24 protein-coding genes are annotated in these 22697 nt (G+C 34.9%); 5 read left to right on the top strand and 19 right to left on the bottom strand.

Features of this window, described 5'->3' with window-relative positions; genetic code table 11:
* Positions 1-52: 52 nt before the first annotated feature.
* From nadD to PLX19_RS07075, 4 genes are all read right to left on the bottom strand, one after another.
* Complete coding sequence (gene nadD / locus PLX19_RS07090; RefSeq protein ID WP_272187801.1) at positions 53-754, bottom strand: nicotinate (nicotinamide) nucleotide adenylyltransferase; 702 nt, start codon at positions 752-754, stop codon at positions 53-55.
* On the bottom strand, positions 741-2219 hold the full coding sequence (locus PLX19_RS07085; RefSeq protein ID WP_272187800.1) for a nicotinate phosphoribosyltransferase: 1479 nt from the start codon (positions 2217-2219) through the stop codon (positions 741-743). Before PLX19_RS07085 ends, nadD begins: the two co-directional genes overlap by 14 nt.
* Before the next feature lie 88 nt (positions 2220-2307).
* Complete coding sequence (locus tag PLX19_RS07080; protein WP_272187799.1) at positions 2308-3084, bottom strand: NUDIX domain-containing protein; 777 nt, start codon at positions 3082-3084, stop codon at positions 2308-2310.
* Between the two features lie 172 nt (positions 3085-3256).
* Positions 3257-3406, bottom strand: a complete 150-nt coding sequence (locus PLX19_RS07075) for a hypothetical protein (RefSeq protein WP_272187798.1) — start codon at positions 3404-3406, stop codon at positions 3257-3259.
* A gap of 220 nt (positions 3407-3626) precedes the next feature.
* On the opposite strand from PLX19_RS07075, the gene PLX19_RS07070 reads away from it, so the two are divergent.
* Both PLX19_RS07070 and PLX19_RS07065 read left to right on the top strand, forming a co-directional pair.
* On the top strand, positions 3627-5006 hold the full coding sequence (locus tag PLX19_RS07070) for an aldehyde dehydrogenase (protein WP_272187797.1): 1380 nt from the start codon (positions 3627-3629) through the stop codon (positions 5004-5006).
* A 148-nt stretch (positions 5007-5154) separates the two neighbouring features.
* Complete coding sequence (locus PLX19_RS07065) at positions 5155-5724, top strand: hypothetical protein (RefSeq protein ID WP_272187796.1); 570 nt, start codon at positions 5155-5157, stop codon at positions 5722-5724.
* A 217-nt stretch (positions 5725-5941) separates the two neighbouring features.
* Here the strand turns inward: PLX19_RS07065 and PLX19_RS07060 are convergent, their stop codons facing one another.
* The 9 genes from PLX19_RS07060 to PLX19_RS07020 all read right to left on the bottom strand — a co-directional run bounded on the left by PLX19_RS07060 (position 5942) and on the right by PLX19_RS07020 (position 14313).
* Entirely contained in the window at positions 5942-6784 is an 843-nt protein-coding gene (locus PLX19_RS07060) for an alpha/beta fold hydrolase (RefSeq protein ID WP_272187795.1), read from the bottom strand.
* 153 nt (positions 6785-6937) lie between these two features.
* A complete protein-coding gene (locus PLX19_RS07055; RefSeq protein ID WP_272187794.1) occupies positions 6938-8356 on the bottom strand; it encodes a PTS transporter subunit EIIC in 1419 nt (472 codons plus the stop codon).
* An 18-nt stretch (positions 8357-8374) separates the two neighbouring features.
* Positions 8375-9262, bottom strand: coding sequence for an N-acetylmuramic acid 6-phosphate etherase (murQ, locus tag PLX19_RS07050; RefSeq protein WP_272187793.1), 888 nt, complete (start codon positions 9260-9262; stop codon positions 8375-8377).
* A gap of 273 nt (positions 9263-9535) precedes the next feature.
* Positions 9536-10351, bottom strand: coding sequence for a hypothetical protein (locus PLX19_RS07045; protein ID WP_272187792.1), 816 nt, complete (start codon positions 10349-10351; stop codon positions 9536-9538).
* Positions 10352-10430: 79 nt separating this feature from the next.
* The gene (locus PLX19_RS07040) at positions 10431-11249 is read right to left on the bottom strand and encodes a DUF2785 domain-containing protein (protein WP_272187791.1); all 819 of its coding nucleotides are present in this window, start codon (positions 11247-11249) and stop codon (positions 10431-10433) included.
* A 278-nt stretch (positions 11250-11527) separates the two neighbouring features.
* Positions 11528-11701: a hypothetical protein gene (locus PLX19_RS07035; protein WP_272187790.1), complete on the bottom strand. Its 174-nt coding sequence runs from the start codon at positions 11699-11701 to the stop codon at positions 11528-11530.
* A 225-nt stretch (positions 11702-11926) separates the two neighbouring features.
* Positions 11927-12931 (bottom strand): serine hydrolase domain-containing protein, encoded by a 1005-nt coding sequence (locus tag PLX19_RS07030; RefSeq protein WP_272187789.1) that lies wholly within the window; start codon positions 12929-12931, stop codon positions 11927-11929.
* 171 nt (positions 12932-13102) lie between these two features.
* Entirely contained in the window at positions 13103-13939 is an 837-nt protein-coding gene (speD, locus tag PLX19_RS07025; RefSeq protein ID WP_272187788.1) for an adenosylmethionine decarboxylase, read from the bottom strand.
* Between the two features lie 248 nt (positions 13940-14187).
* Positions 14188-14313, bottom strand: a complete 126-nt coding sequence (locus PLX19_RS07020; RefSeq protein WP_272187787.1) for a hypothetical protein — start codon at positions 14311-14313, stop codon at positions 14188-14190.
* 159 nt (positions 14314-14472) lie between these two features.
* On the opposite strand from PLX19_RS07020, the gene PLX19_RS07015 reads away from it, so the two are divergent.
* The 3 genes from PLX19_RS07015 (at position 14473) to PLX19_RS07005 (ending at position 15551) form a co-directional block, all read left to right on the top strand.
* Positions 14473-14625 (top strand): hypothetical protein, encoded by a 153-nt coding sequence (locus PLX19_RS07015; protein ID WP_272187786.1) that lies wholly within the window; start codon positions 14473-14475, stop codon positions 14623-14625.
* A 5-nt stretch (positions 14626-14630) separates the two neighbouring features.
* The gene (locus tag PLX19_RS07010; protein ID WP_272187935.1) at positions 14631-14954 is read left to right on the top strand and encodes a hypothetical protein; all 324 of its coding nucleotides are present in this window, start codon (positions 14631-14633) and stop codon (positions 14952-14954) included.
* 369 nt (positions 14955-15323) lie between these two features.
* Positions 15324-15551, top strand: a complete 228-nt coding sequence (locus PLX19_RS07005) for a hypothetical protein (RefSeq protein WP_272187785.1) — start codon at positions 15324-15326, stop codon at positions 15549-15551.
* A gap of 83 nt (positions 15552-15634) precedes the next feature.
* Here PLX19_RS07005 and PLX19_RS07000 read toward each other — a convergent pair whose 3' ends face one another.
* The 6 genes from PLX19_RS07000 to PLX19_RS06975 form a co-directional block, all read right to left on the bottom strand.
* The gene (locus PLX19_RS07000; protein ID WP_272187784.1) at positions 15635-15778 is read right to left on the bottom strand and encodes a hypothetical protein; all 144 of its coding nucleotides are present in this window, start codon (positions 15776-15778) and stop codon (positions 15635-15637) included.
* A 250-nt stretch (positions 15779-16028) separates the two neighbouring features.
* A complete protein-coding gene (locus PLX19_RS06995) occupies positions 16029-17600 on the bottom strand; it encodes a SagB family peptide dehydrogenase (RefSeq protein ID WP_272187783.1) in 1572 nt (523 codons plus the stop codon).
* Positions 17601-17622: 22 nt separating this feature from the next.
* Positions 17623-19566 (bottom strand): TOMM precursor leader peptide-binding protein, encoded by a 1944-nt coding sequence (locus tag PLX19_RS06990; protein WP_272187782.1) that lies wholly within the window; start codon positions 19564-19566, stop codon positions 17623-17625.
* A complete protein-coding gene (locus tag PLX19_RS06985) occupies positions 19563-21488 on the bottom strand; it encodes a putative thiazole-containing bacteriocin maturation protein (protein ID WP_272187781.1) in 1926 nt (641 codons plus the stop codon). The genes PLX19_RS06990 and PLX19_RS06985 overlap by 4 nt, the downstream gene beginning before the upstream one ends.
* 185 nt (positions 21489-21673) lie before the next feature.
* Complete coding sequence (locus PLX19_RS06980; protein ID WP_272187780.1) at positions 21674-21985, bottom strand: heterocycloanthracin/sonorensin family bacteriocin; 312 nt, start codon at positions 21983-21985, stop codon at positions 21674-21676.
* A gap of 215 nt (positions 21986-22200) precedes the next feature.
* The gene (locus PLX19_RS06975) at positions 22201-22632 is read right to left on the bottom strand and encodes a GNAT family N-acetyltransferase (RefSeq protein WP_272187779.1); all 432 of its coding nucleotides are present in this window, start codon (positions 22630-22632) and stop codon (positions 22201-22203) included.
* Between the last annotated feature and the right edge of the window lie 65 nt (positions 22633-22697).

The following is a 22697-nucleotide window of genomic DNA, read 5'->3' as shown; positions in this document are numbered from 1 at the left end:
TCAAAATCTTCCCTTTCAGTTTTTTTGCGTTTTATATGATATGTAATCTCTATTATTGATACAAACCTTTTTCTTTAATGTAATAGTAGCAGCTATCCGGAAGAAGGTACCGCGGTTCGCCACCTTTAGAAAATTCTTCGCGTATATATGTAGAGCTAATTTCCATAGCTAATCCTTTATCGATTAATTGAAACCTACCATCGTCATAATTACGAAGGAGAGCAGATCGACTAATCGTTTGGAGCATATCGATACCATTGCGAGCCATAACGATAAAATTATTTTCACTAATCAATTCTTTATCCATTTTCCATTTTCCATCAGCGATATCTACTAAAAGGTCTGCACCCATGATAAAGAATAAGTCCGCTTCTTTAAATATAGTCCTAAAATGCTTCATTGTATAGTATGTATAATGTTTGCCTGGTAATACGTTTAATTCATGCGTGTCCAGAATGAACTTCGGGTTATCTTGTATGGCTAAACTAATCATCTTAGCGCGATGATCTCCGGTCGTCTGTATTTTCTTATCAATGCGCATGTTTGTAGAAGGTAAAAAGATAATGTAATCTAGTTTTTTACGATGTGCTACAGTTGAGGCAGTCCATAAATGAACATTTGTAATTGGATCGAATGATGAACCGTATATCCCAATTCGTCGCCCTTTTTTAAACAGCTCACTAATATCTTTTTCTGGATTCAACTCTTGAAGATATTTCATACTTTTCGTCGATTCGATTTCATTTATTTTCATTTTTAATCATCTCCGCAACTTTTTGTTTTACTTCCACAATATTCTTCATTTTGTTGTCCCAACACTTTTGACTAAGGTCCATAGGATATTCTTCTGGATTTAATCCACGTTTATATTCATCCCAAAGTAAATCTAAGTTGTCTTTTGTAAATTGCTGAATTTCCTGCAGCGATGGAGATTGATAAACACATTTACCTTCTGAAAAAATATCGTGATGCAGCTCTTTAGCTTCGAAGTTAGTTATAAATTTACTAATGAATGTATGCGTTGGATGAAACATTTTTAATCGATCTTCTTCAGTTGGTTTTTCCGTCTCTAACGCGATGTAATCTCCTTCTGATTTTTTGTTTATCGTATTAATGATACGGTACACTTTCTTAAGACCCGGAGTAGTTACTTTTTCAGAATTGGAACTGATTTTAATTGTATCCACCATTTCACCGTTCTTTTCTTCGATGGAAACAAGTTTATAAACGGCTCCAAGTGCAGGAGAATCAAATGCTGTAATTAATTTTGTTCCAATGCCCCAAATATCAATTTTCGCTCCTTGTGATTTTAAATGAGTGATCGTTTTTTCGTCTAAATCATTAGATGCAATAATTTTTGTTTCTGTATATCCTGCTTCATCTAACATTTTTCTCGCTTCTTTAGATAAATAAGCTAAATCTCCACTATCTAATCGAATTCCCTTAAAGTTAATTTGATCGCCAAGTTCTTTGGCAACTTTGATAGCATTTGGTACCCCTGATTTTAATGTATCATAAGTGTCTACTAAAAATACGCAATCCTTATGTCTACGAGCGTATTTATGAAAAGCGGTATATTCATCGCGATATGCTTGAACCATTGCATGTGCATGTGTACCAACTACGGGAATTCCAAACAGTTTTCCAGCACGTACATTAGATGTAGCTTCAAATCCACCGATATATGCAGCTCTTGTGCCCCAAATCGCTGCATCCATTTCATGAGCCCGGCGAGTTCCAAATTCCATTGCAGTTTGCTCTCCTACTACTTGTTTCATGCGTGAAGCTTTCGTTGCAATCAATGTTTGGTAATTTACAATGTTTAGAATGGCTGTTTCAATAAGTTGAGCTTCTACTAAAGGCGCCTCTATTCGAAGTATCGGTTCATTCCCAAAGACTAATTCTCCTTCTTTCATTGAGCGGACAGTTCCGGTAAACTCTATACCTTTTAAAAACTTCAAAAAATCCTCTTGATATCCTAATTCATCGCGAAGATATGCAATATCATTTTCAGTAAATCGGAAATTTTTTAAGTAATGTATGATTCTTTCTAAACCAGCGAAGACAGCGTACCCATTTCCGAATGGAAGTTTTCGAAAGAATACCTCAAATACAGCTTTACGATTATGTATATTATCTTCCCAGTACGTTTCTGCCATATTTATTTGATAAAGATCAGTATGTAGTGCTAAGCTATCATCTGTATATGTATAATTCATTATAAATTCCTCCCAGTATGTAAACATATATTGTATTCTCTATAATATTTAACAATTAACAAATTGTTAAATATTTATTTTAAAAAAATTAATATCTAGCCGTGTATATGGGTTGTACTATGTCCATCTCTACAAAACGATATAATTGCGCGGACTTTTTTGATGTTCGTTGAGTCGTTTGACCTGTAATTTCTTGAATAAACGGCAACGTTTTTATTTTTCTCGCGAATGCCTGTCCACTCTTAATTGCTGGATCCTTAGTAACTGTTAATAATACGGCTTGTAACTCAGAATATGTGAAACTTTTTGGTAAAAAGTTTTTTGCGACAGTTGTTTGAAGTAAATCAATTGTAATGAATTTAATTGCGTCACTTATGATCTGATGATGATCAAAAGCTAAGTCAAGTTTCAGAACTTCATCAACTGAAAATAATGCAACTTCTGCAGCATCATCATTAGCTTGACGTTTTTCTAAATAATACTCTGATACAATGGCATAATGCGCGTTAGAAATAATCCAACCTCGTGGATCACGGCCAGGTTTATCATACACGCCATAATGTTTAATATGTATACCTTCTACACCTGTTTCTTCCTCCAGCTCTCGCTTTGCTGCTTCAAACGCCGTTTCATCATCCTGTACAAAGCCGCCAGGTAACGCCCATTTCCCTGCTTCCATATTAGGTTTTCCTTCTGCATTTGTTAATGCCCGTTTGATCAGCATTAATTTCAGAGCCATAACAGGAGGTTTATGTTCTTCTTTTTCTTCAGTAACAATAGTAAATACTGCGATATCTGATGTATAGCCATCAGGTGTGTGATATTTTTTTACATCATATTGTTGTAAAGCTTCTTGGTTTGACATTTGTCTCCCTCCTAAGCGGTTAGTATTTTTCTTTATGTATTTCTCGCCCTTATTAATTAACGATGTGTTAATTAATATTTACAATTATGCACGAATTATTTTGATTTGTCCATAGAAATCTTTAAAAATTTCATTGTACATCGTTTGTTTTTATATAATGAATGATTTGAATTTACAATATTTCCTTTTCTTCCTTTTCCTCCTTTTCTTCTTTTTCTTCCTCTGTATTCCAATCTGTAAAGATGTCAGTAACGACTTCACCTGCAATTTCAACTACGAATTCACATAGGCCAGCTATTACTTCTTCAATCACTTCATGCATATTCTCACACTCCCCTTTTAGTAAGTATACCTTTAGTATATAAGCTGGGTATTTTTAAATGCTATTGAAAAAGATGACAGATATCTTACAATTCTGTAAGATTAATAGAAAGAATGATTTGTCTGAACAATACGTACAATAAATGGATTGGGATCAAATCGTTTTTACAATTGATATACATGGTATTTAAATATTTTCTTGCTATTGGAGGGATTTCCTAATGGTTGATAATATGCAACAACTTATTCAAGAGCATAGACAATTTTTCCATCATGATCATACAAGAAGTCTTCAATTTCGTCTTAAACAGTTAGAAAAATTAAAAAACTCTATTAAACAATATGAAAATCAAGTGCTGAGCGCATTATATCAAGATTTACACAAAAGCGAGTTTGAATCATATGCTGCAGAAATTGGTTTCGCATATAACAGTATCAACTTTATAATGAAACACCTAAAACAGTGGATGAAACCTCAAAAAGTAAAAACACCTATTCATTTTGCGCCTTCCAAAAGCTACATAATAAAAGAGCCATACGGTACAGTGTTGATTATTGGACCTTTTAATTATCCATTCCAATCATTAATTGAACCTCTTATTGGGGCAATTGCGGCAGGAAATTGTGTAGTCCTCAAACCTTCAGAAAATGCACCAAATGTTTCAGCTGTAATGAACAAAATAATAAGTGAAACGTTTGAAAAGCAATATATTCGTGTAATTGAAGGTGATATAGAGACAACTTCTTTATTGATTCATGCACCATTTGACCATATCTTTTTTACTGGTAGCGTTCCAGTTGGAAAAGTTGTCATGGAAGCTGCGGCGAAAAACCTTGTACCAGTAACATTAGAGCTTGGTGGAAAAGGACCGGCTATTGTCGATGAAACAGCTAACCTCGATATAGCAGCCAGACGTATTATTTGGGGGAAATTTATAAATGCCGGGCAATCCTGTATAGCACCTGATTATGTTATTGTACACAAATCTGTTAAGGGAAAACTGATTTCGAAAATGAAAGAAGTCATTACCAGCTTTTATGGATCAGATGTATTAAAAAGCGATGATTATGGTCGAATTGTCAATGAGAGACAATTTAATAGACTTCTTTCTATATTAGAACAAGACCAAATTCATATAATATTTGGTGGAAAATCATCTAGAAGTCATTTATATATTGAACCAACACTTCTTGAAGCAAAATCGTGGGATGATTCAGCTATGAAAGAAGAAATTTTTGGACCGATTTTACCAATTATGGAGTACAGCGATTTAGATGAGGTCATTCATATGATTAACAACCATCCCAAACCGTTAGCTTTGTATGTATTTACTGAAAATAAAAACGCCGAAAAACAAGTATTAGGACGAATTTCTTTTGGAGGAGGATGCGTCAATGATACAATGTCACATATGGCTAATATCCACTTGCCTTTTGGTGGAGTAGGAAATGCAGGGTTCGGTGCCTATCATGGCAAACATAGTTTTGATACTTTTACACATCGTAAAAGCATTTTAAAGAAAAGTTCAAGGATAGACTTTGGGTTGGTATTTCCACCGTATAGGGACAAAATTAAAATTTTGCGAAAGATTTTTAAGTAATAGAGAATAAATAAGGATAAAGACCTTATGTATCGTTGATTTTTGGATTTTAAGGAGTCTGGCTACAGGGAAAAAGCCAACCTCTAAAATAGGAATTTTATGACGTATTAAGAAAGTTATCTAAGTACAAACGAAAAAGGAGAATGTTATGTATTGGCTTAGCGATTTGTCACAAGAGTCATATAAGCTTCACGATTATTTTAAAACATTTTCTTATACTAAAAAACTCGTGCTCACTGCCATTTTTTCGGCACTTGCAGCGCTCTTGCAGTCAACTGGAAACCTTCTTCCGGGGATTGGATATCTCATTAGTCCTTTTGCTACTGCTCCTATTTTGATTTGTACTATTGTATCAATTCCCTTTGGAATTCAAAGTTATGTTTTAACCTTTCTTTTACTGGTTCTGATCCAACCCGGTGAATCTTTTGTTTTTCCGTTCACAACAGGGATAGTAGGTTTAGGAATTGGGTCATCTCTTTTTAGTTTAAAAAAACGAATCAACATTATCTTTTTTACATCTTTCTTATTGCTATGTGGAATCTGTTTCCTTCTCTATATTGTCCGTTTCCCGGTTTTAGGTCCAATCGTCAGTACATCAATTTCATTAAAAATCATAGGATTTATTTATATTTTTTCTTTTGTGTACAGTTGGATATGGGTGGAATTGAGCCGGGTATTCTTTAAGAAATGGTATAAACTGATAGGAATAAATAGATAACGAGTAAAGCCGACCTCCTTAATATTGTGATGGTCGGCTTATTTATTTAAACCATTATTGTTTTCTAGGAAATGTCGCAGAACGAATATTCATATATTGATGGTAACAATGTCACTTCAATTTAACTCATGAATGTCATTTTTGCCAATGATTTGTACGGCAGCCTGCATTTCCTCAAGAGTCGTTGATAACCATTAAAATTATCAACGACTTCTTTTCATCGGGAACTAAATTTTGCAATTGATTCTATTATTTGTTCCCAGTCTTCACTATGAATCTCATGCCCTGATCCTTCAAGAGTCACTAATTTAGCATGTGGAATTGCTTTCGCAAGAGCAAGTCCATGCTCGTATGACAAAGCTGGATCTTCTGTTCCATGAATAATGAGTACCGGTATGCTGATTTCTCCCATCCTATCGTAATACTCATCTCCGCCTTGCAGCATGGCATGATTAAATCTGCTTGGAAGCTGTTTAGCGCGGGTCACTTCCCTTTTCGCCAGTTTATATATTCTTTCTCTCTCATAAGGTTTGGAACCGGCTAAAGTTTTCCATCCATCCGCAATATAAGAAACAGCTTCTTCTTGATTTGACCAAACTATGGATGTACTCTTTGCATGGTGATTTAGGATATTCTCATCCATTGGAGGAAGTTTTTCCATCTCAGTCCCGAACACACTTGATGCAATTAAAGTAAGCGTAAATAAACGATTCGGATACCTAAGGGCAAGAATTTGACCAATCATACCGCCTAAGGACATTCCAATAATATGAGCTCGCTTTATGGAATAAGCATCCAGGACTCCAACTGCATCGGTAGCCATGTCTACTATTGTGTAGTTGGAAGTACCAGGTTCATAAGTAGTCGATCGTCCCAAATCACGATGGTCGTATCGAATAACAAATCGTCCTTGATCAGCGAGACGGAGACAGAAATCCTCATCCCACCAATCTAATGAAGACATAGCTCCCATAATTAAAAGTACAGCAGGGTCCTTAGGATTTCCAAAACTTTCTGCACAAATCTCCACTTTATTTATTTTCAGTATTCGCTCAACCATGTTACCCCTCCTTTAACATTAATTCCCTATTATTATAAGATATTAGGACATATTAGGGCATGTATATTTCATAAGTGGCAGTTTTCCCCTGTAGGTGAATGATAGTAGAATCCCAATGATTGATCAAAAAATTAATCGTACTTTTAATATGTATTATTTTTGTTCTATCATCGCTTCCTTTGGCACACCAAAGAAATAGGTTACGATAAACCCACCAATATATCCTCCAAATAATCCAATGACGTATTTCCACCATACTGTACCAGCAATTAAAGGGATTAATGCCAGGCCCGATGGCCCAATAGCAATTGCACCAACATTGCCAAGCAATCCGATGACTGCTCCTCCAATACCTCCGCCGATACATGCGGTGATAAAGGGCTGACCTAATGGTAATGTGACTCCGTAAATTAATGGTTCCCCAATGCCAAGAATTCCTACAGGGAGTGCACCTTTGATTACATTTGTTAAAGATTTATTTCTACGACAGCGAATCCATAATGCGATTGCCGCTCCAACTTGCCCAGCCCCTGCCATTGAAAGAATAGGAAGTAATTGTGTCATACCTGTTGCATTGATCATTTCAAGATGAATTGGTATTAATATTTGGTGTAAACCTAACATAACAAGTGGTAAAAATGTTGCGCCAAGTACAAATCCAGCAAATGCACCACCTCGTAATAATACCCAATTGATAGCGCCAATTAAATTATCTGAAACGAAACCTGCTAATGGCATGATGAAGAAAATTGTTACAAGCCCTACTATTAATAATACGATTGTGGGCGTCACGATACTTTCAATGGCATCGGGAATCCATTTACGTAATAGCTTTTCTACAAATGCTAAAATCCAAACAGCCACTAATACCCCAATAACTCCACCTTGTCCTGGAGATAGCGGCTGACCAGTAAAGATATTAAGAATTGGATTTTCTGACGATATGCCAGTTAAAAGGGGCATACCACCGATTACCCCACCAAGTGCTGGTGTTGTATTGAATTCTTTTGCCGCATTAATGCCAACAAAAATTATTAAGTAACTAAATAGTGCGTTTTTAATCACATTTAAAACTGTTACGTATTGTCCCCAAGTTTCTTTATCTAAATTTCCAGCTGTAATATTATTTAATAGAATTGAAGCGATACCAGCAATTAACCCTGCCCCAACGAATGCTGGTATAAGCGGAATGAAAATATTTCCTATTTTTCCTAAAAAAATTTTAAAAGGTGTATTATTCTTTTTCTTTAATTCTGCCTTGATTTCTGCAGCTTTTGCTTGTAGTTCATCTGCAGAAGAAATTTTTGAAGAGCCATCTTTTCTCTCTGCTAATAAAGCACCAAACTGTTCTGCTACTTTTGTTATAACACCTGGTCCAAGAATAATTTGATATGTTTCATCATCAACAGTGCCAAGAACCCCATCAATCTTTTTTAATACTTCTTCATTAATTAAATTACGATTTACAAGTGTAATACGAAGACGTGTCATACAGTTTGTGTATGCTGAAACATTATCACTACCACCAACCGCATCTAAAATTTGAGATGCCATGCTATGATATTTGTTCATCTGTCGTCCTCTTTTCGGTTATTTTACGACTTGTCTAACAAATCCTTGCGTTTCTGCTAATTTCTTCATTGCTTCTTCTTTTGAAAGTCCTGTTAAAATCATTACAATCGCGATTTTAGGTTTATTATTTGCTTTTGCTAAGTAAGTTTCAGCTGTTTCATAATCGCAAGAGGTTGCCTCCATCACGATACGCTTTGCGCGCTCTATTAGTTTTTCATTTGTTAGTTGAACATCAACCATTAAATTCCCATACACTTTCCCGATTCCTACCATAGAAGCTGTTGAAAGCATGTTGCAAATTAATTTTTGTGATGTACCTGCTTTTAAACGAGTGGAACCAGTTAATATTTCTGGTCCATTTACTACTTCAATAGCAATGGATGCGATTTTTCCGACTGCTGAACCTTTGTTACAGCATACTGCGACTGTTTGTGTACCAATTGAATTTGCATATTCTAATCCTCCAATAACGTATGGAGTACGGCCGCTTGCTGCAATTCCTACTACAATATCTTTGTTTGTTAAGGAAATATTTTTTAAGTTTTGAATACCTAAATCTTTGCTATCTTCTGCACCTTCTACTGCTTTAATGAACGCTTTTTCACCACCAGCGATTAATCCAATTACCTCTTCTGGATCCGTTCCGAATGTTGGAGGACATTCAACCGCATCTAATACACCAATACGTCCGCTCGTTCCGGCTCCGATATAAATTAAGCGGCCACCTTTTCTTTTTGCTGCAATAATTGCTTCAACTGCCTTGGCGATTTGTGGAAGTTCTTGTTTCACTGCTTTTGCAATTTTTGCATCTTCTTCATTCATGATTGTTAAAAGATCAATTGTTGACATTTCGTCTAAATTCATTGTTTTTTTATTACGTGCTTCGGTTATTAAATGTTCTAACATATTCATCACCCTCATTTATTTCGAAATATATCAGATAGTATTTATGTACTTGATGATGTTTCATCTTCTCCATGAATACTATTTGTTTTATATTGCTATGCTAAATGCAAAAAAAAGAGTCTTAAATTGTTAAGACTCTTCTTTTGATAAACAATATGTATTTCTTTTTAATTGGTTATGTTTCATCACAGAAATATATTTACTAAATTGATTAGAGGACAATGACATTTTTAGATTCTTTTATCTACTTCATTGAGCAAATACATTTGTTAATCACTTAGACGTAGACTCAAAGTGAGCAGCAATAGTTAATGCATCTTGGATAGAGCCACTTGTTTCTATTCCATATAAAGTATCTCCATTTTGCCAATACACACGGTTTTGTTTCTGTCTGTTATCCACATCTATAACTGCGTAAGAGCTTGGAGTTGGGAGTGGTGCTTTATCTAATTGATTCACTATGGATTTTGCTATTGCTATATTTTCATCTTTATTTGTCAATGGACTTTTTACAATAATTGCCCAATGATCCTTAACAAAATTTAAATACATTGTTCCTGCTGCTCCCTCAGTAAAACCTTTAATTCCATTCCCTAAATCTGTTGCACTAGGATCATCTTTGCTCGGGATATCTTTTTCGTAATCAGGATTTAATCTAAATGTTGAACATAAACTTTTACCAGCTTCTTCCTTTGTCTCATACTTTTTGACAGATAGTTTTGCGATTTTCTTAGCTTGTTTAGAATCCGAAAGTACAGCGGAATCAACAGGTAATGGACTGTTGCTTTCAAAAAATGTAACCATGTAATTTTTATCTTGCCCTTCAGTATGTGCAGATAAAACCTTTTTTTCATTAGACAGAGGGATTTCTGTTGGTAAGAATATATTCATTTTCGTTTTTGCTTTTAAAGCTGTTCGAGTCGCTGCAAACACATCTTTTTGTTTCGCTGCATGAGACTCTTGTTGTTTTTCCGTTTGTTTCTTATCGTGTTGTTTTTCTGTTTGATTGTTTGGTACAGCAGTTTCTTTTTTGTCACATGCTCCTAGTAAGAGTAGGGAAACACACATGAATGCTGAAATTTTTTTCATTTCTTTTACCTCGAGTTTATTAATTTTGTGAAAAATAACATTATGAATCTAATTATAAAATTACACCTCAAATTAAAACTTATGCAATTTTTTTTAAAGTCTCCAATGCAGCAATCGTCAACGTAGAGTTTCCTTCTTGTTCTAAAGCTCGGAAATACAAGCTTCTTAAGAAGGATTTAATGTTTTGTACTAAAATATCATTTTGAGAAGTCGGAGCTTCTTCAATTATTGTAAAGCTGTGAAGCCAATTGTTCCACTCTTCTTGGGTTAAGAGATTTTGGTTCCATATAGACATTACTGCTGTCACTAATCTCTCATCCTCGAAGTTTATGTATACGTAATCATGTAGACGAACCTTATGTCGAACAACAGTAAGGATAGCATGCGAAAAATCGCGATTTCGTATCGTACGAGCTAAAGCATTCAAGGCATCTGCGGCATGTGCAGTAGAATGAGCCCAGCCTTTTCCCTCTACATATCCTCGCACATCCTGCTCAAGATGCACATATTCGAGAACTTGTTCTGCCACGCTGTAAAGCTGTTCTTCAGATAAGAACGGTTCGTTTTCATGAACAGATAAAATAAGCGGTGGAATTAAAATTGAGAAAGCACGCTTAAAAACAGAGTCTGTTCCCTTTTCACCGATTTTATAAAACAAATAATCAGGACTAAGCGCCTGCAGCAGTAATCCCCGTAACTCTTTTTGTCTAAATACTTCGCTTGTAATCCATCGTTCGAGTGTACTGTAAATTAATTCATCCCGTAGCTCAGCATCATTTGACCCGATATAATCCATCATCCATTGGGCATATGGATAGGCATCCACATCTTCTGGTACAGCATAATTGTTATTTTTAATTTGTTGTAATTCTTGTTTCAAGTCTTGTTCATCCATCATTATACTTTCTATCCCCTTTTAAAATTTTTCTGTTTTATTTTTATACTACCTCATATGCCTCTTTATAGGCTATCCTCAATATATACTTTTGTAGAATTCTATCAACTATTTGCATATTACCACATCTCCAAAATTAATTTTAATCTATCTATAGCTTTTCTAAACATTGTAAACTTTACTTCCTTATTTTCAGAAATACTATTATATGTTTTACTGGATTGTTGTTTATTCCATCTTTTGTGAGCCACTCATAAAAATGAAAAAGAAAAGAATGGACTCTATATAGTAGAGCATTCTCTTCTTCCTTCTTTAAAACCTGAAATAATTCTCTTACATGCTTTGGCTGCCCCGCGATAATTTTTTGATTTTTCCTTTTGCTGATTAGGCGGTCTAATTAAATTAGCGATGATAAAGATGATTGTTTCATACCATCCGTCCCGCTCTTTTGTCATTTCGATTTTTCTAATAATTGTTTAACGATGTTTATTATGTCCACAATGCTGTGTGAGATACGGAAATTGAGATGAAAATTAATACGAAGTAATACCTTTAGCTTTATCGTATATAATCAACAAAAAGACACTTATGATGAGGTGTCTTTTTGTTGATTATATAGTTTCTTTTTTATTGTTTTTCATTTTCTAATGCTTATGTACAAGTCGTATCACCCAGTATGGTTATTGAGCAAATGTATCAGCCACTATATTGCTAAAGTCTCTTAAATATTGAAGATAATCGTTTCCACCATAGTTATACCTTTTGTTATACATCTTTGCGACAACGACATTATATTCAGGAATCACTAAAATTGTTGGACCAGTTATCCCTAATATTTGATAAGATCCTTTTGGAACTCTTTCACCTATTTCACTTTGCAATGCTGGTGTATTCTGAACAAACCAAAATAATCCGTTTTGTGGTAAATTTGTATTTTTAAAATGAGGAGAATGAACTTGTGTTGCCATTTCAATAACTTTTTTTGGGACAATTTGTTTTCCATTCATCTTACCTTTATTTAGGTGAAGATTTCCCCAAAAGGCAAACTCTCTGGCGGAGACAAAAAGATTTGATTCTGTCCCGTCATCTGATGCACCTAACTTGCTTTCAGCTGCTTCATTTGGATTAATGACTACTTTTACTAAATTGTTATGATCCTCTATTTGCCAAGCTGTTTCGGTAAAACCTGCGGGTATAAAGACTCGTTCTCTCAGTAATTCCGGAAAGCTTTTATTATATAGCTTATTAATGAGCTGCGTCATCATTTCGACATTAATACCTCTGTAAGCCCACCCTTCTCCAGGTTCAAATTCTCGATACATAATCCCGCTGTCACTTACATTGAGACCGTGCGAATGAGTTACTAAGTGCCTTATTGTTGTTTTAGCAAGTAAAGTTTTGTCATACTCTTCAAAGTAATTTACAGCATGATCATCTAGACTTTTAATTTTCCCTTCATAAAGCGCATAGGCAATCGCAAGTCCTAAGTAACTTTTTCTTGCAGAAGCAACGTTAAATTGTGAAGTTGCTGTAATAGGCGAACTATTTTTTGTATTAGAATGAGTTCCGCTATAATGCTCCAATACAACTTGATTATCTTTCATAATAAAAAGTGCTGCTGCGGAGCTATGATTTCGGTCTTTAATATTTTCTACCCATGAAATTAATTGCTCGTATTTTTTCATTTTTTATTCCTTTCTGTATTGAATCTATACCAAAATTCAAATTCGACAAAAAATGAAAAATACCTTTCTTCAGTACTGCGATTTCTAATCATAAAAACTGAATAATTTTCACATCGGAAAAGTAAAAAAGTAGGAGAAGTTTTCCTACTTTTTAGTGATATTTTAGATGTTTCATTCAGTTGAATCCTCTTCAATTGAGCCATGATTCATATTTTTCCCATAAAATATTTCATCCATTTCCAATTTTAATTTCTTTGTAATTTCTTGTTGTTCATCTACAGATAATGTTTCCTGTGTATATCCAAACAAATAGTTATTTAAGTCAAATTTTTTTAGTTTGCATTTTGTATGAAAAATATGTTCTTGATATACATTCACATCAATCATGTCATACGAATTTTTTACATTCTCTGGAATGTAATTTTGTATGGAGCTTATTTCGTGATCAATAAATAATTTGTTACCTGTTATATCCCTTGTAAATCCGCGAACTCGGTAATCGATGGTCATAATATCTGTATCAAATGAGTGAATTAAATAATTTAGCGCTTTAAGAGGTGAGATTTCTCCGCATGTCGACACATCAATATCTGCTCTAAAAGTGCTGATTCCTTCATCTGGGTGATATTCAGGGTATGTATGAACTGTTATATGACTTTTATCTAATTGAATGACGACTGATCCCGGAAGAGGACCCGGTGATTCGCTAAATGATTCAGTTGGTACTTCTACAATCGGTCCTTCGGAAACTAAAATTGTTACGCTCGCTCCTTGTGGGACGTAGTCTTGTTTAGCAACGTTTAATACGTGCGCACCTATAATATCAGATACATTTTTTAAAATCTTTGTTAATCTGTCTGCGTTATATTGTTCATCTATGTATTCAATATAGGCTTCTCGTTCTTCTCTTGTTTTTGTATAGCAAATATCATACATATTAAAACTTAATGATTTTGTAAGATTATTAAACCCATGCAATTGAATGCGCTGTTCTGGCGTTAGTTTCATGATCAATTCCCCTTTTTTTATATTCAAAGATGATTTATACACCTTTTATGAAATATAGTTCCATCCTATAATTTTTTCATACATATGTTGTTTACGTAAGGTTACTTACAACTCATTGAATCTTGTTTTTTTGTTTGTTGTGATTATTATTACCAAAATACGGTAAATGAAATTTGTTGTTTTTATCATTTGAAAAAGCTTGGATTTGGTTGAATCCAAGCTTTTTCAATATTTAATGCATCAAAAGACTATTTATTTAAATCTTTTTTCGTTACTTCACTTCTAATATTTACATCTTTAGAGAACTCAGTATCTTTCTTTAAATTGTTCGGATATTTGTTTTTGCGTTCTCGATTATCATTTCTGTTCGTCATAAATTAACCTCCTTTGGTTAAGGTTTATACCTATTTTTTTACGTATGTAACCATTTCATTCAGGATAAATTATTATTTCTATTCCATTTTTTTGCAAAGAATTCTTTTTGAACAAAATACTTTCTTATTAGCACATACTATTCATTGGAGGTGATAAATATGGGAAACAATCAAAATCCGTTCACAATAAAGAAGCGTAGTGCCAACGGACGATATGATAAAGAGGCGCATAGCATTGACAGTCATGGGAACTATGTACCTAATACACCTACGAATGATGCAATTCTTCGTGCTGAAAGAGCAAAAAAATGACTGTCATAAAAAATAAAATATTAGAATTAGTACCGGAATCTGTAAAAAAGTTGCTTCAAAAAGAAATGTTAGATGGAAATCGATATCTAATTGATTTCGTTGTAGATGATGCAATTGCTTATGGATTTGAACCAGAACAAGTAGCTCCCTGTATTATGGCAGCTTATTATGTTTACGAATCAACAGCCTATCCAAATGATATGGAAGAAGAATGGAAGTTAAGATTAGTGTTTCACGCGTCTATTCGTTCAACGATGAAGCTTCTGTCTTACGGTAAATATAAAGCGGAGCGATCTGAAAGTGGCTGGATGAGGTATGGAAATGTTTAAGTAACGTTTGCTAACGATCCATTACATTAAGTTAATTTTGGCATAAAAAGTCCGATTGTAACTTCATTAAAGTTATATCGGGCTTTTTATGTTCATGAAAGGAATTATACACAAGAGTGAAGCTTTCACTTTCGTTATTGTAATCGTCCATAATTGCTGCTATAAAATGCGCTTTTATCTGATTCTCTAGATTGACTTACATACCTATTTTTTTATAAATAGATAACCTGTCCAATCAAGAGGAGGTACATTCAAATAGTATGGTATGAGAGCTACCTTCAGATATGGAGTCAAAACTTCTATCTACATATGAATTATGGATTATTATGAGAGGAGAGGTTTACAATCGCTTACGTATTCGAACAATGTATGAATATATGTTTGGAAATTTTAATTGCTCCAGATGCAGAAATAGAGCTGTCTATAAGTGACTACGACACATGTTCATCGGGGGTTGTTATTGATGGTGACGTAATTATCATTACGTTACCGTTAGTTGCTTGTGTAGTAATTACGATTCATGATGATTTCAGTATTTCAGTAGAACTTATTGATTCATTAGTTTTTCTTTCTTTTCCGCCTCCTAATAAGGAATAAACGAGAAAAACATTATCATTAGTTGCTGAGTAACTAAAAAAGGAACAGAAATAAAATTGTTTCTGTTCCTTTTTGCTATTATATTAATACTCTATTTCATCATAATCTTTTGGCTGTGGTATTGGTTGCATATTACTCGCATCTTTTGGATCGCTATAAATAGCGTTTTCTTCTGTATTTAATTTTTTAATGTTTTGTTTTTTATTTTCATTAGGTTGTTTTTTCATTTCGGTTATCTCCTTCTTATATTTTCAAATATAATCATGCCCCATAGTATCTTTTTTTACTCTATTTGAACAATGAGTATTGAAATAATGATTTGTATTATCGATTGTAAAAATACGGTAAGTGAAATTAGTTTTTTTTTTAAAACTACAACACTGTTTCAATCACGTTACATCAAAAAAGCTTGAATTCAAGTGAATCCAAGCTATCTGATACTTCTAATAAACTAGGTTGGTTATAATTTGTAACTATTTAACTATGCAAACTCCCTTTCAGCCAAGGACGTTGACGATAAAAGCCGATTGGAATTTGGATGAGACTCGTTTTTTCTTCTGAATCCAACCTGTAAAGTTCGTCACACAAATTGACATCGAATCCAAGAAGCGGGTGCCCCCCAAGTCCTATAGCAGAAGCTGCTAATAATAACTTCTGTACAATGATGCCTGCTTCCATCTGTTGAATTCTGTATCCTCTATATCCAAGTTCTGTTTTAAAATGATTTTTATCCCCTACTACATGTAGACAAAGTGGTATTTGAAAGAGATTCACATTGTGGAATGTCATCGCGCTTTGCAGTATGAATCGATGATCTCCAAGATGTACTTGTCGTAATGTATGAGCATTACTATCATAATGATAAGCGCCGTTAGGGATACCTTCAACGCCAAATAAACATACATATAAGGAAACACGGGATGCGAGTTCTTCATGATTTGTATCTAAATCGTTTTGATAGATAAAAGAGACAGTTGCTTCATGCAATAATGTAGTTAATTGTTCTTGGCTCATTTTCCTAAAAGTAAAATCCATTTCCGGTGAAAATCGATTTTGGCACGCTGATGCTAAGTCGTACGACATTCGCTTTATACGGGGAAGAACTAACGCTTGACCATCACGCATTTTATTCGTTTCATTCTTGATTTTTTGAAACGATTTTGTAGAGTCAAGCATAGATGCTTCATTCATTTGAATCAGCATCGGATACTCTGCAATCTTTCGGGATCGAACATAGTGATTATGATGAATAACTGGTAATTCTTCGCATAATTGAGTAGCGAAGAATTCTTTATTTGTAGCATCATTTTCATGATTGCACTTTACGGTTGCAGAATTTACCGATAGAGGGATAATTGCATATACACTCTCCTCTTGTTCTGATAACCCGAGTAAATGATTAATGGCCCGATCTAGAAATTGAAAATGCACGCTTGATGTATAGTGAAATCGTTTTGCTACTTCCAGCAATTGTCCGATTAATACCCCTGCATCCAATCCTTGCAAACGATAAGAAAAGTTATGGTATTTAAAGAAATTTTTCCAAAACATTGTCGATACAAACATAACACCGAAACAAGCAGATGTGTCACAGCTATTTCCAAGTGTCCGCGTTATATATGAATCAAAATTCCCTTCTCTTAATAACACTAAACGGTGGTGTGCTACATCATAGTGGTAAATCCCAACAGGCACATTTTCCATCTTTAAATATATATACAATTCATTTGGATATAAGCCTCCGCCCGATGGAACAAATCTCCGATACGACTGCATGACATTCATTTCTTGTGTCGGTAAGGTCGACTGACTGAATTGAGTAATCCCAAATACGTACCAAAGAAAATGACCGATTTCCCGAAGATTAGGTTCTGTTGATACTTCGAGATTTTCAAGTGTTAATGTAACTTCTGAAGATAACGGAATTCCTGGTAAATCTCGATAAAGTTTATATGCAAGTGGCCCGTCTTCCCAGTCCACCTCCCAAGTCGAAGATGCTGCATTGTCAACATGAAAATGTAAATTGTTCAAAAATGTTTCTAAACTCATCCTTCTCCCTCCTAATCATTACTTACGCAAACGGATGTGGATGTGGATTGAGTTGTTCAAACGTTAGCGATTGCTTCGTATACCCAAGTTTCATTGGCACGTGTAACACTCTCTCTAGACCAGTTAAGCGCGTAAGATGATGCCCAAATGTCATTGGCAACATTCCTGGAATGAGTACTTTTACACAATGTAATCCATTTCGCATTATTTCTGGTGTCGTCTGATCTACCACAATCACATCGAAGTTTAACTGATGCAACACCTGTAGTATTTCTTTTAAATCATCTGTCAAATCCTCATGTCTTATTTTCTGCTGGAATGCCTCGGTAAATGTTTGTAACGGACGATTATTATCTAGTAAAAACTGAAAACGTTCTTCCGCTTCTGGCAAACCACATACCATAGGATGGTCAGGCATTTGCCGCACGAGGGAAGGATTATGGAACATCTGTACATATTTCTTTCGATTCGTCTCAAATTCCTTATCAAGAGTTAACATCATGCCAGCTAATTCATATATTGCACTTTTCGTCCCTCGTACCGGATCTAAATGAGCTCCAGCTGCACAGATAATATTTAATCCCTTCTTCTTTCTGTTTTTTGCCAGTGCCCAGACGCTTGGAATGCCGTGCTCCATTGTTGAGTTAAACAAATGTATATCATATCCCCCTACTGCACGCACACGCTCTACCATTAACTGCAACTCTTGATCATTGACAGAAGAAAGATCAAGACGTGGAAGAGGAAGCTTGGCAAACCAAGTTAACAAAAATGAATCGCGCTCAATGACTTCTAAAATGCCATAAAAAATTGCTTCTTCTAAGCTGCCACCTAATGCGCAACCATTGGAAGTCTCATAAACAAAACCATCTGCACCACCTAAACTATAATAAGCAAGTAGTTCTGGAACTAAAATTGAACGGTCTTGCATGAAGGAATAACCCCATACCCAATTCATTGGACGATCTGGATGAAACGGTTTAAAGGGAAAATTAGGTTGTATATATTGTTCGTTTGCATGTACACCCACTTGAAGAGGATGAAGTGCTTGATGAGATAAATTGCGAAATGTGTCTTGAATGACTGTACGTTTTCCATGAGGTTCTAGACCACAATACCGTTCTAATCCTTCTAATATAGCGGTTAATTCGCTAGTTGCATATGAATGGGTACGGCCAGCTGTTCCTTCGTTCCCAAAGAGGAGCGGAAGATTTACACTTACCTCGGCAAATGGAGGTGTAAGGTTATACATTTTATCATTTAAAAAACCAGTCTCATAATCTAAATAATCATTGACTAATACTTTATTCAGTTCAGAGATTGAACGACAACGATAATCATTTATGTTAATCTTTGGGCTTGATTGTAATGAAATCTTGGCTGTATGTGATGAATCAATAGGCAATTGGCTACAATTTGAACATAAAGGATGAGGTAGAAAAAAATGATAGGAGCTTTTCAGTGTCTCTAAATTAACGAACAACATATGTCCTTCTAATCGTGCATGGCCATCTTGTAAAATGCACCGCACTTCTTCTAGCAGAAGATGTGTCATCTGTAATACTGCATTACTTGATGCCCATATGTCTCGGGGTATTTCTTTTTTTGTTGTTAGAATTCGCAATATTTCCCACGTTTCTTTCGAATCATTTCCTGCAAAAGTACGACGTATATCTGCGCATTGGGAACATCCAGGCTTGCCAGGACGAACTAGCGGGCCAATTATTCCTTCTCCAAATGAAACGAAAGCTCGCAGCCAAGGAATATTCGTTGATTGAAGTACACTTTCTGCCTGTGTATGAAAAGAAGGATTCCAATTATCATGTAACACGAGTACTAAATCGGTTGTTGCTGGTATTTTTAAATCAAAATCTGTCTGTTGATTGACTTCATATTGGATAGCTAACTCTTCATATGCACGATTTGCCAATAGTCCCTCTCCAATAATTAAAATGGAAGCGCTCAATGGGATTCCTCCTCTCCCAATAATACTCCAAATATTCCTGCCAATTCCTCCTTCCAGATTGCTTCTAGCGATACTTCAAATACGTAGAGCCGTTTTCCATCTTGTTTTAATGTCTGTTCAGCAGACTGTAATATTTGTTCTTGTGTCATGTTTTCACAAGAACAAATAGCGAAATGTAATGGCATTTTATCTTGTAATAAAACAGATGAAGTCTCTATTGCTTGAGATGTGAGACAATCGTTATAATTTTGCGTTTCTGTAAGTGCCTGTTGTAATGCCTTGCGTAACGCTAATGTTCTATTGAATCCTACACTTCCGTACCAGCGATTATTCGTACAAATCCAAATAACAGGGAAATTAAAAATAGACTCTCCTAAAGCGATTGTAGGTATTCCTTGTATTGTGGTAAGTGCTTGTAAATAAAAGCGGCAGCGTTCATCTTCTACTACATCTAATTTTAGCGGGGAAACAGAAATTTTTTGTTGTAGTTGTCTCTTACGAAATTCTTCATCTAAACATTTTTGTAATCCTCTAGACACACATTCTGCAATTGTTTCCCCGGCTCCAATTCCTATAAAATCCTCATGTTCGGAAAGCTTGGAACTAACTATTCGCGATATATAGGTCTCAACTCCGGATAATCCAGCTTCATACCTTGCTTCCATATGCGTTAAACCTGTACAAATCATATCTGGTAATAGTTCAGCGGGACCTTCTGACAGCGGATCAACTGCTTGAATTCGACATTGAGCCAGCGGCAGCTGTTTTAAGTCACCTGCTTCCCAAATATGAAAAATCCCTGCTTCTTTTGAGACAAGATAATTCAAGTTCAGAGTATATTCATTCAATTCATTTTTAGTTGAGTTCTGTTTCATTCTCGTATTGAAATTCTGGACCCATTCGATTTCCAGTTGCTCGGTTACTAACGGATGAGGTAAAAAAGAATGCCAGTTTCCTTCTAACGTTTCAGAATTTAACAGAAAAAATTGATTAGTTTGTGCAGGTTTCGTTATATCTGTAACCTTTTTGAACAGTTCGAATACAATTACATTCGCTAACATTGATTCCGTTGTAGAAGAAAAAATGTGTTCTTGAGAAGTTTTAGAAAATGCAGTTTTGTGTATACGTCGCCAAGCTGATTCCCAGCAAGCATCATTTTCTGGGTGTACGAGTGGCCCAGCTAATCCGACTCCTTGCTGAAATATGGCAGGGATGAAAATCTTTTTTTCTTCTTTACATATAGCATGAAGAATTTTTAATTCTTCTATTTCATCTCCTTGTGATACATACAAAATCGCTTGAAATGGCTGCACCGCATCCTTCAAACCATTTCTTTTTTCTTTTTGTAAAAAAATTTCTTCAATCAATACTTCGGGATCTGTTTTTTTGGCATGTTCTATTAATTCTTTTAATCTTCTTTTATTGGTTTGTACGGGATCAGTAATCAACATCTGGAATTGTGGTAATCCCGATTCAAGTAACGCAGAAGCTAAGGAAACAAAAAAAGAACCAGAACCGATAGCTAATACCTTCGTTTGGCGATAAGATTGGAAACGATATGCACCTGAAATGCCGAGGTTATCTAAAAATTCAATTTGAGATGCGTACTTTTTGAGAATATTTCCTGGCAATTGGTGTGGATGATCTTGACTTATGTCTGTTGCAAATTCATTTTGGTACAGTATTTCTGCTATTTCAAATACTCGCTCTCGGTATAGATCAGGTAAGCCATCTGTCAAACTCCCTAAAGTATATTCACCATTAAACATTGGCACCAGTTTTTCAATCCATTGGTTGATTGACTTCCCTTCCATACGGAATGAACTTGTATTATTTCTAAAGTACACTTCTCCTTTTGGATTAGAGAGAAAGAAAGTATCTCGTTTCAATTTCAAACGCGTAGAAGAGTTTAATTTTGTCATTGTACTCCTCCTTCACTGTTTATCGCATTAAACTGTCATCATAACAATTTTATGTATCCTATTTTTTCTTATGTCAAAAGGAAAAAAAGAAGAGTGGTTTATCATACTTAAAAAAAAGTGTCTCTACAATGAAAATCGTGTAGAAACACTTTTCTTTAAGTAAAGTTATAATTAAAAAATAGGAATTAAATAACGCATATTCCATCCCAGCAGAATCCGGCACAACCGCCAAATCCACCACAACCTCCGCAACCTCCGCAGCCGCCGCATCCAAGGCATCCAAGGCATCCAAAGCATCCAAAGCAACGGAATCCTCCACAACGACCGAATCCACCACAACGTCCAAAACCACCACAACGACCACAACCACCGCAACGACGAGTAGCGTCCTCAGCGATATAGTATGGAGAAGGAATTTGACTATCCCAGTACACAACATTTCCAGCATTATAATCATTTAAATTTAACGTTTGAAGTTCTTGTTGAAAATTATTCATTTCATTACCTCCATGAACATAATTTGCAAGTTATACCGAAAAACGACTTGTAACAAATGGACAATAGACCATTTCGAATTGCACTCCCCAACAAAGTATGACCTAAGTCTAGGTATTGTGACTTGTTCAAATGCCTAATTTAGAATTATGTAAGTTCACGCATTCTTTTCTAGCTATAAAAAAAGAAAAAACACACTTTATGTGTGTTTTCAAATTTATAATTTCATTAACAATGTTTTTGTATCATATTGCTCTAAACACCAATTATATTTATCTATAATTGGTTGAGGTACCAAAACTAGATCTACTACTTCTTGAAACCCATGTTTACTATAAAAAGGTTTTAAGTGTTCAAATGGAATGCAATATACATTTTGAATTTGAAATTTCCTAGCTTCTTTAATAAGAAATGCAACGATACTATCAGCAATATTCTTTCCTCTATATTCCTCTAACGTATATATTCCACCCAATTCAAAGTTGTTTTCATCAATTTTTACTAATCTTCCTAAACCAGATTTTTGACTATTAAAATATGCTATTGCAATCTCTTCATTTTCTAAATGTGATGGTACAAAATCAACCTGTTCGTATTGAAAATTAATCCATTGTATATCATCAAGTTTTGCTTTCTCTATAAGTAACATGAGATTGACCTCCATATATTTCAAATTATTATATTGTCTACTAATATTTTTTATGGTGTAAACAT

Source organism: Bacillus sp. BP-3, assembly GCF_028401955.1.
GTDB lineage: Bacteria > Bacillota > Bacilli > Bacillales > Bacillaceae_G > Bacillus_A.
Note: the sequence above shows the minus strand (reverse complement) of the source record. Positions and strands in the feature narration are given on the sequence as shown.

What these genes read in the sequence shown, in the direction of transcription:
- PLX19_RS07020 (WP_272187787.1), bottom strand. Translation starts at nt 14,313, where the DNA reads ATGACGAACAGAAATGATAATCGAGAACGCAAAAACAAATATCCGAAC.
- PLX19_RS06995 (WP_272187783.1), bottom strand. Translation starts at nt 17,600, where the DNA reads ATGAGTTTAGAAACATTTTTGAACAATTTACATTTTCATGTTGACAAT.
- PLX19_RS06980 (WP_272187780.1), bottom strand. Translation starts at nt 21,985, where the DNA reads ATGAATAATTTTCAACAAGAACTTCAAACGTTAAATTTAAATGATTAT.
- PLX19_RS07015 (WP_272187786.1), top strand. Translation starts at nt 14,473, where the DNA reads ATGGGAAACAATCAAAATCCGTTCACAATAAAGAAGCGTAGTGCCAAC.
- PLX19_RS07075 (WP_272187798.1), bottom strand. Translation starts at nt 3,406, where the DNA reads ATGCATGAAGTGATTGAAGAAGTAATAGCTGGCCTATGTGAATTCGTA.
- nadD (WP_272187801.1), bottom strand. Translation starts at nt 754, where the DNA reads ATGAAAATAAATGAAATCGAATCGACGAAAAGTATGAAATATCTTCAA.
- PLX19_RS07040 (WP_272187791.1), bottom strand. Translation starts at nt 11,249, where the DNA reads ATGATGGATGAACAAGACTTGAAACAAGAATTACAACAAATTAAAAAT.
- speD (WP_272187788.1), bottom strand. Translation starts at nt 13,939, where the DNA reads ATGAAACTAACGCCAGAACAGCGCATTCAATTGCATGGGTTTAATAAT.
- PLX19_RS06975 (WP_272187779.1), bottom strand. Translation starts at nt 22,632, where the DNA reads ATGTTACTTATAGAGAAAGCAAAACTTGATGATATACAATGGATTAAT.
- PLX19_RS07065 (WP_272187796.1), top strand. Translation starts at nt 5,155, where the DNA reads ATGTATTGGCTTAGCGATTTGTCACAAGAGTCATATAAGCTTCACGAT.
- PLX19_RS07000 (WP_272187784.1), bottom strand. Translation starts at nt 15,778, where the DNA reads ATGAAAAAACAACCTAATGAAAATAAAAAACAAAACATTAAAAAATTA.
- PLX19_RS07005 (WP_272187785.1), top strand. Translation starts at nt 15,324, where the DNA reads ATGAATATATGTTTGGAAATTTTAATTGCTCCAGATGCAGAAATAGAG.
- PLX19_RS07060 (WP_272187795.1), bottom strand. Translation starts at nt 6,784, where the DNA reads ATGGTTGAGCGAATACTGAAAATAAATAAAGTGGAGATTTGTGCAGAA.
- PLX19_RS07080 (WP_272187799.1), bottom strand. Translation starts at nt 3,084, where the DNA reads ATGTCAAACCAAGAAGCTTTACAACAATATGATGTAAAAAAATATCAC.
- PLX19_RS07030 (WP_272187789.1), bottom strand. Translation starts at nt 12,931, where the DNA reads ATGAAAAAATACGAGCAATTAATTTCATGGGTAGAAAATATTAAAGAC.
- PLX19_RS07045 (WP_272187792.1), bottom strand. Translation starts at nt 10,351, where the DNA reads ATGAAAAAAATTTCAGCATTCATGTGTGTTTCCCTACTCTTACTAGGA.
- murQ (WP_272187793.1), bottom strand. Translation starts at nt 9,262, where the DNA reads ATGTTAGAACATTTAATAACCGAAGCACGTAATAAAAAAACAATGAAT.
- PLX19_RS07070 (WP_272187797.1), top strand. Translation starts at nt 3,627, where the DNA reads ATGGTTGATAATATGCAACAACTTATTCAAGAGCATAGACAATTTTTC.
- PLX19_RS07035 (WP_272187790.1), bottom strand. Translation starts at nt 11,701, where the DNA reads ATGACAAAAGAGCGGGACGGATGGTATGAAACAATCATCTTTATCATC.
- PLX19_RS06985 (WP_272187781.1), bottom strand. Translation starts at nt 21,488, where the DNA reads ATGACAAAATTAAACTCTTCTACGCGTTTGAAATTGAAACGAGATACT.
- PLX19_RS07055 (WP_272187794.1), bottom strand. Translation starts at nt 8,356, where the DNA reads ATGAACAAATATCATAGCATGGCATCTCAAATTTTAGATGCGGTTGGT.
- PLX19_RS07085 (WP_272187800.1), bottom strand. Translation starts at nt 2,219, where the DNA reads ATGAATTATACATATACAGATGATAGCTTAGCACTACATACTGATCTT.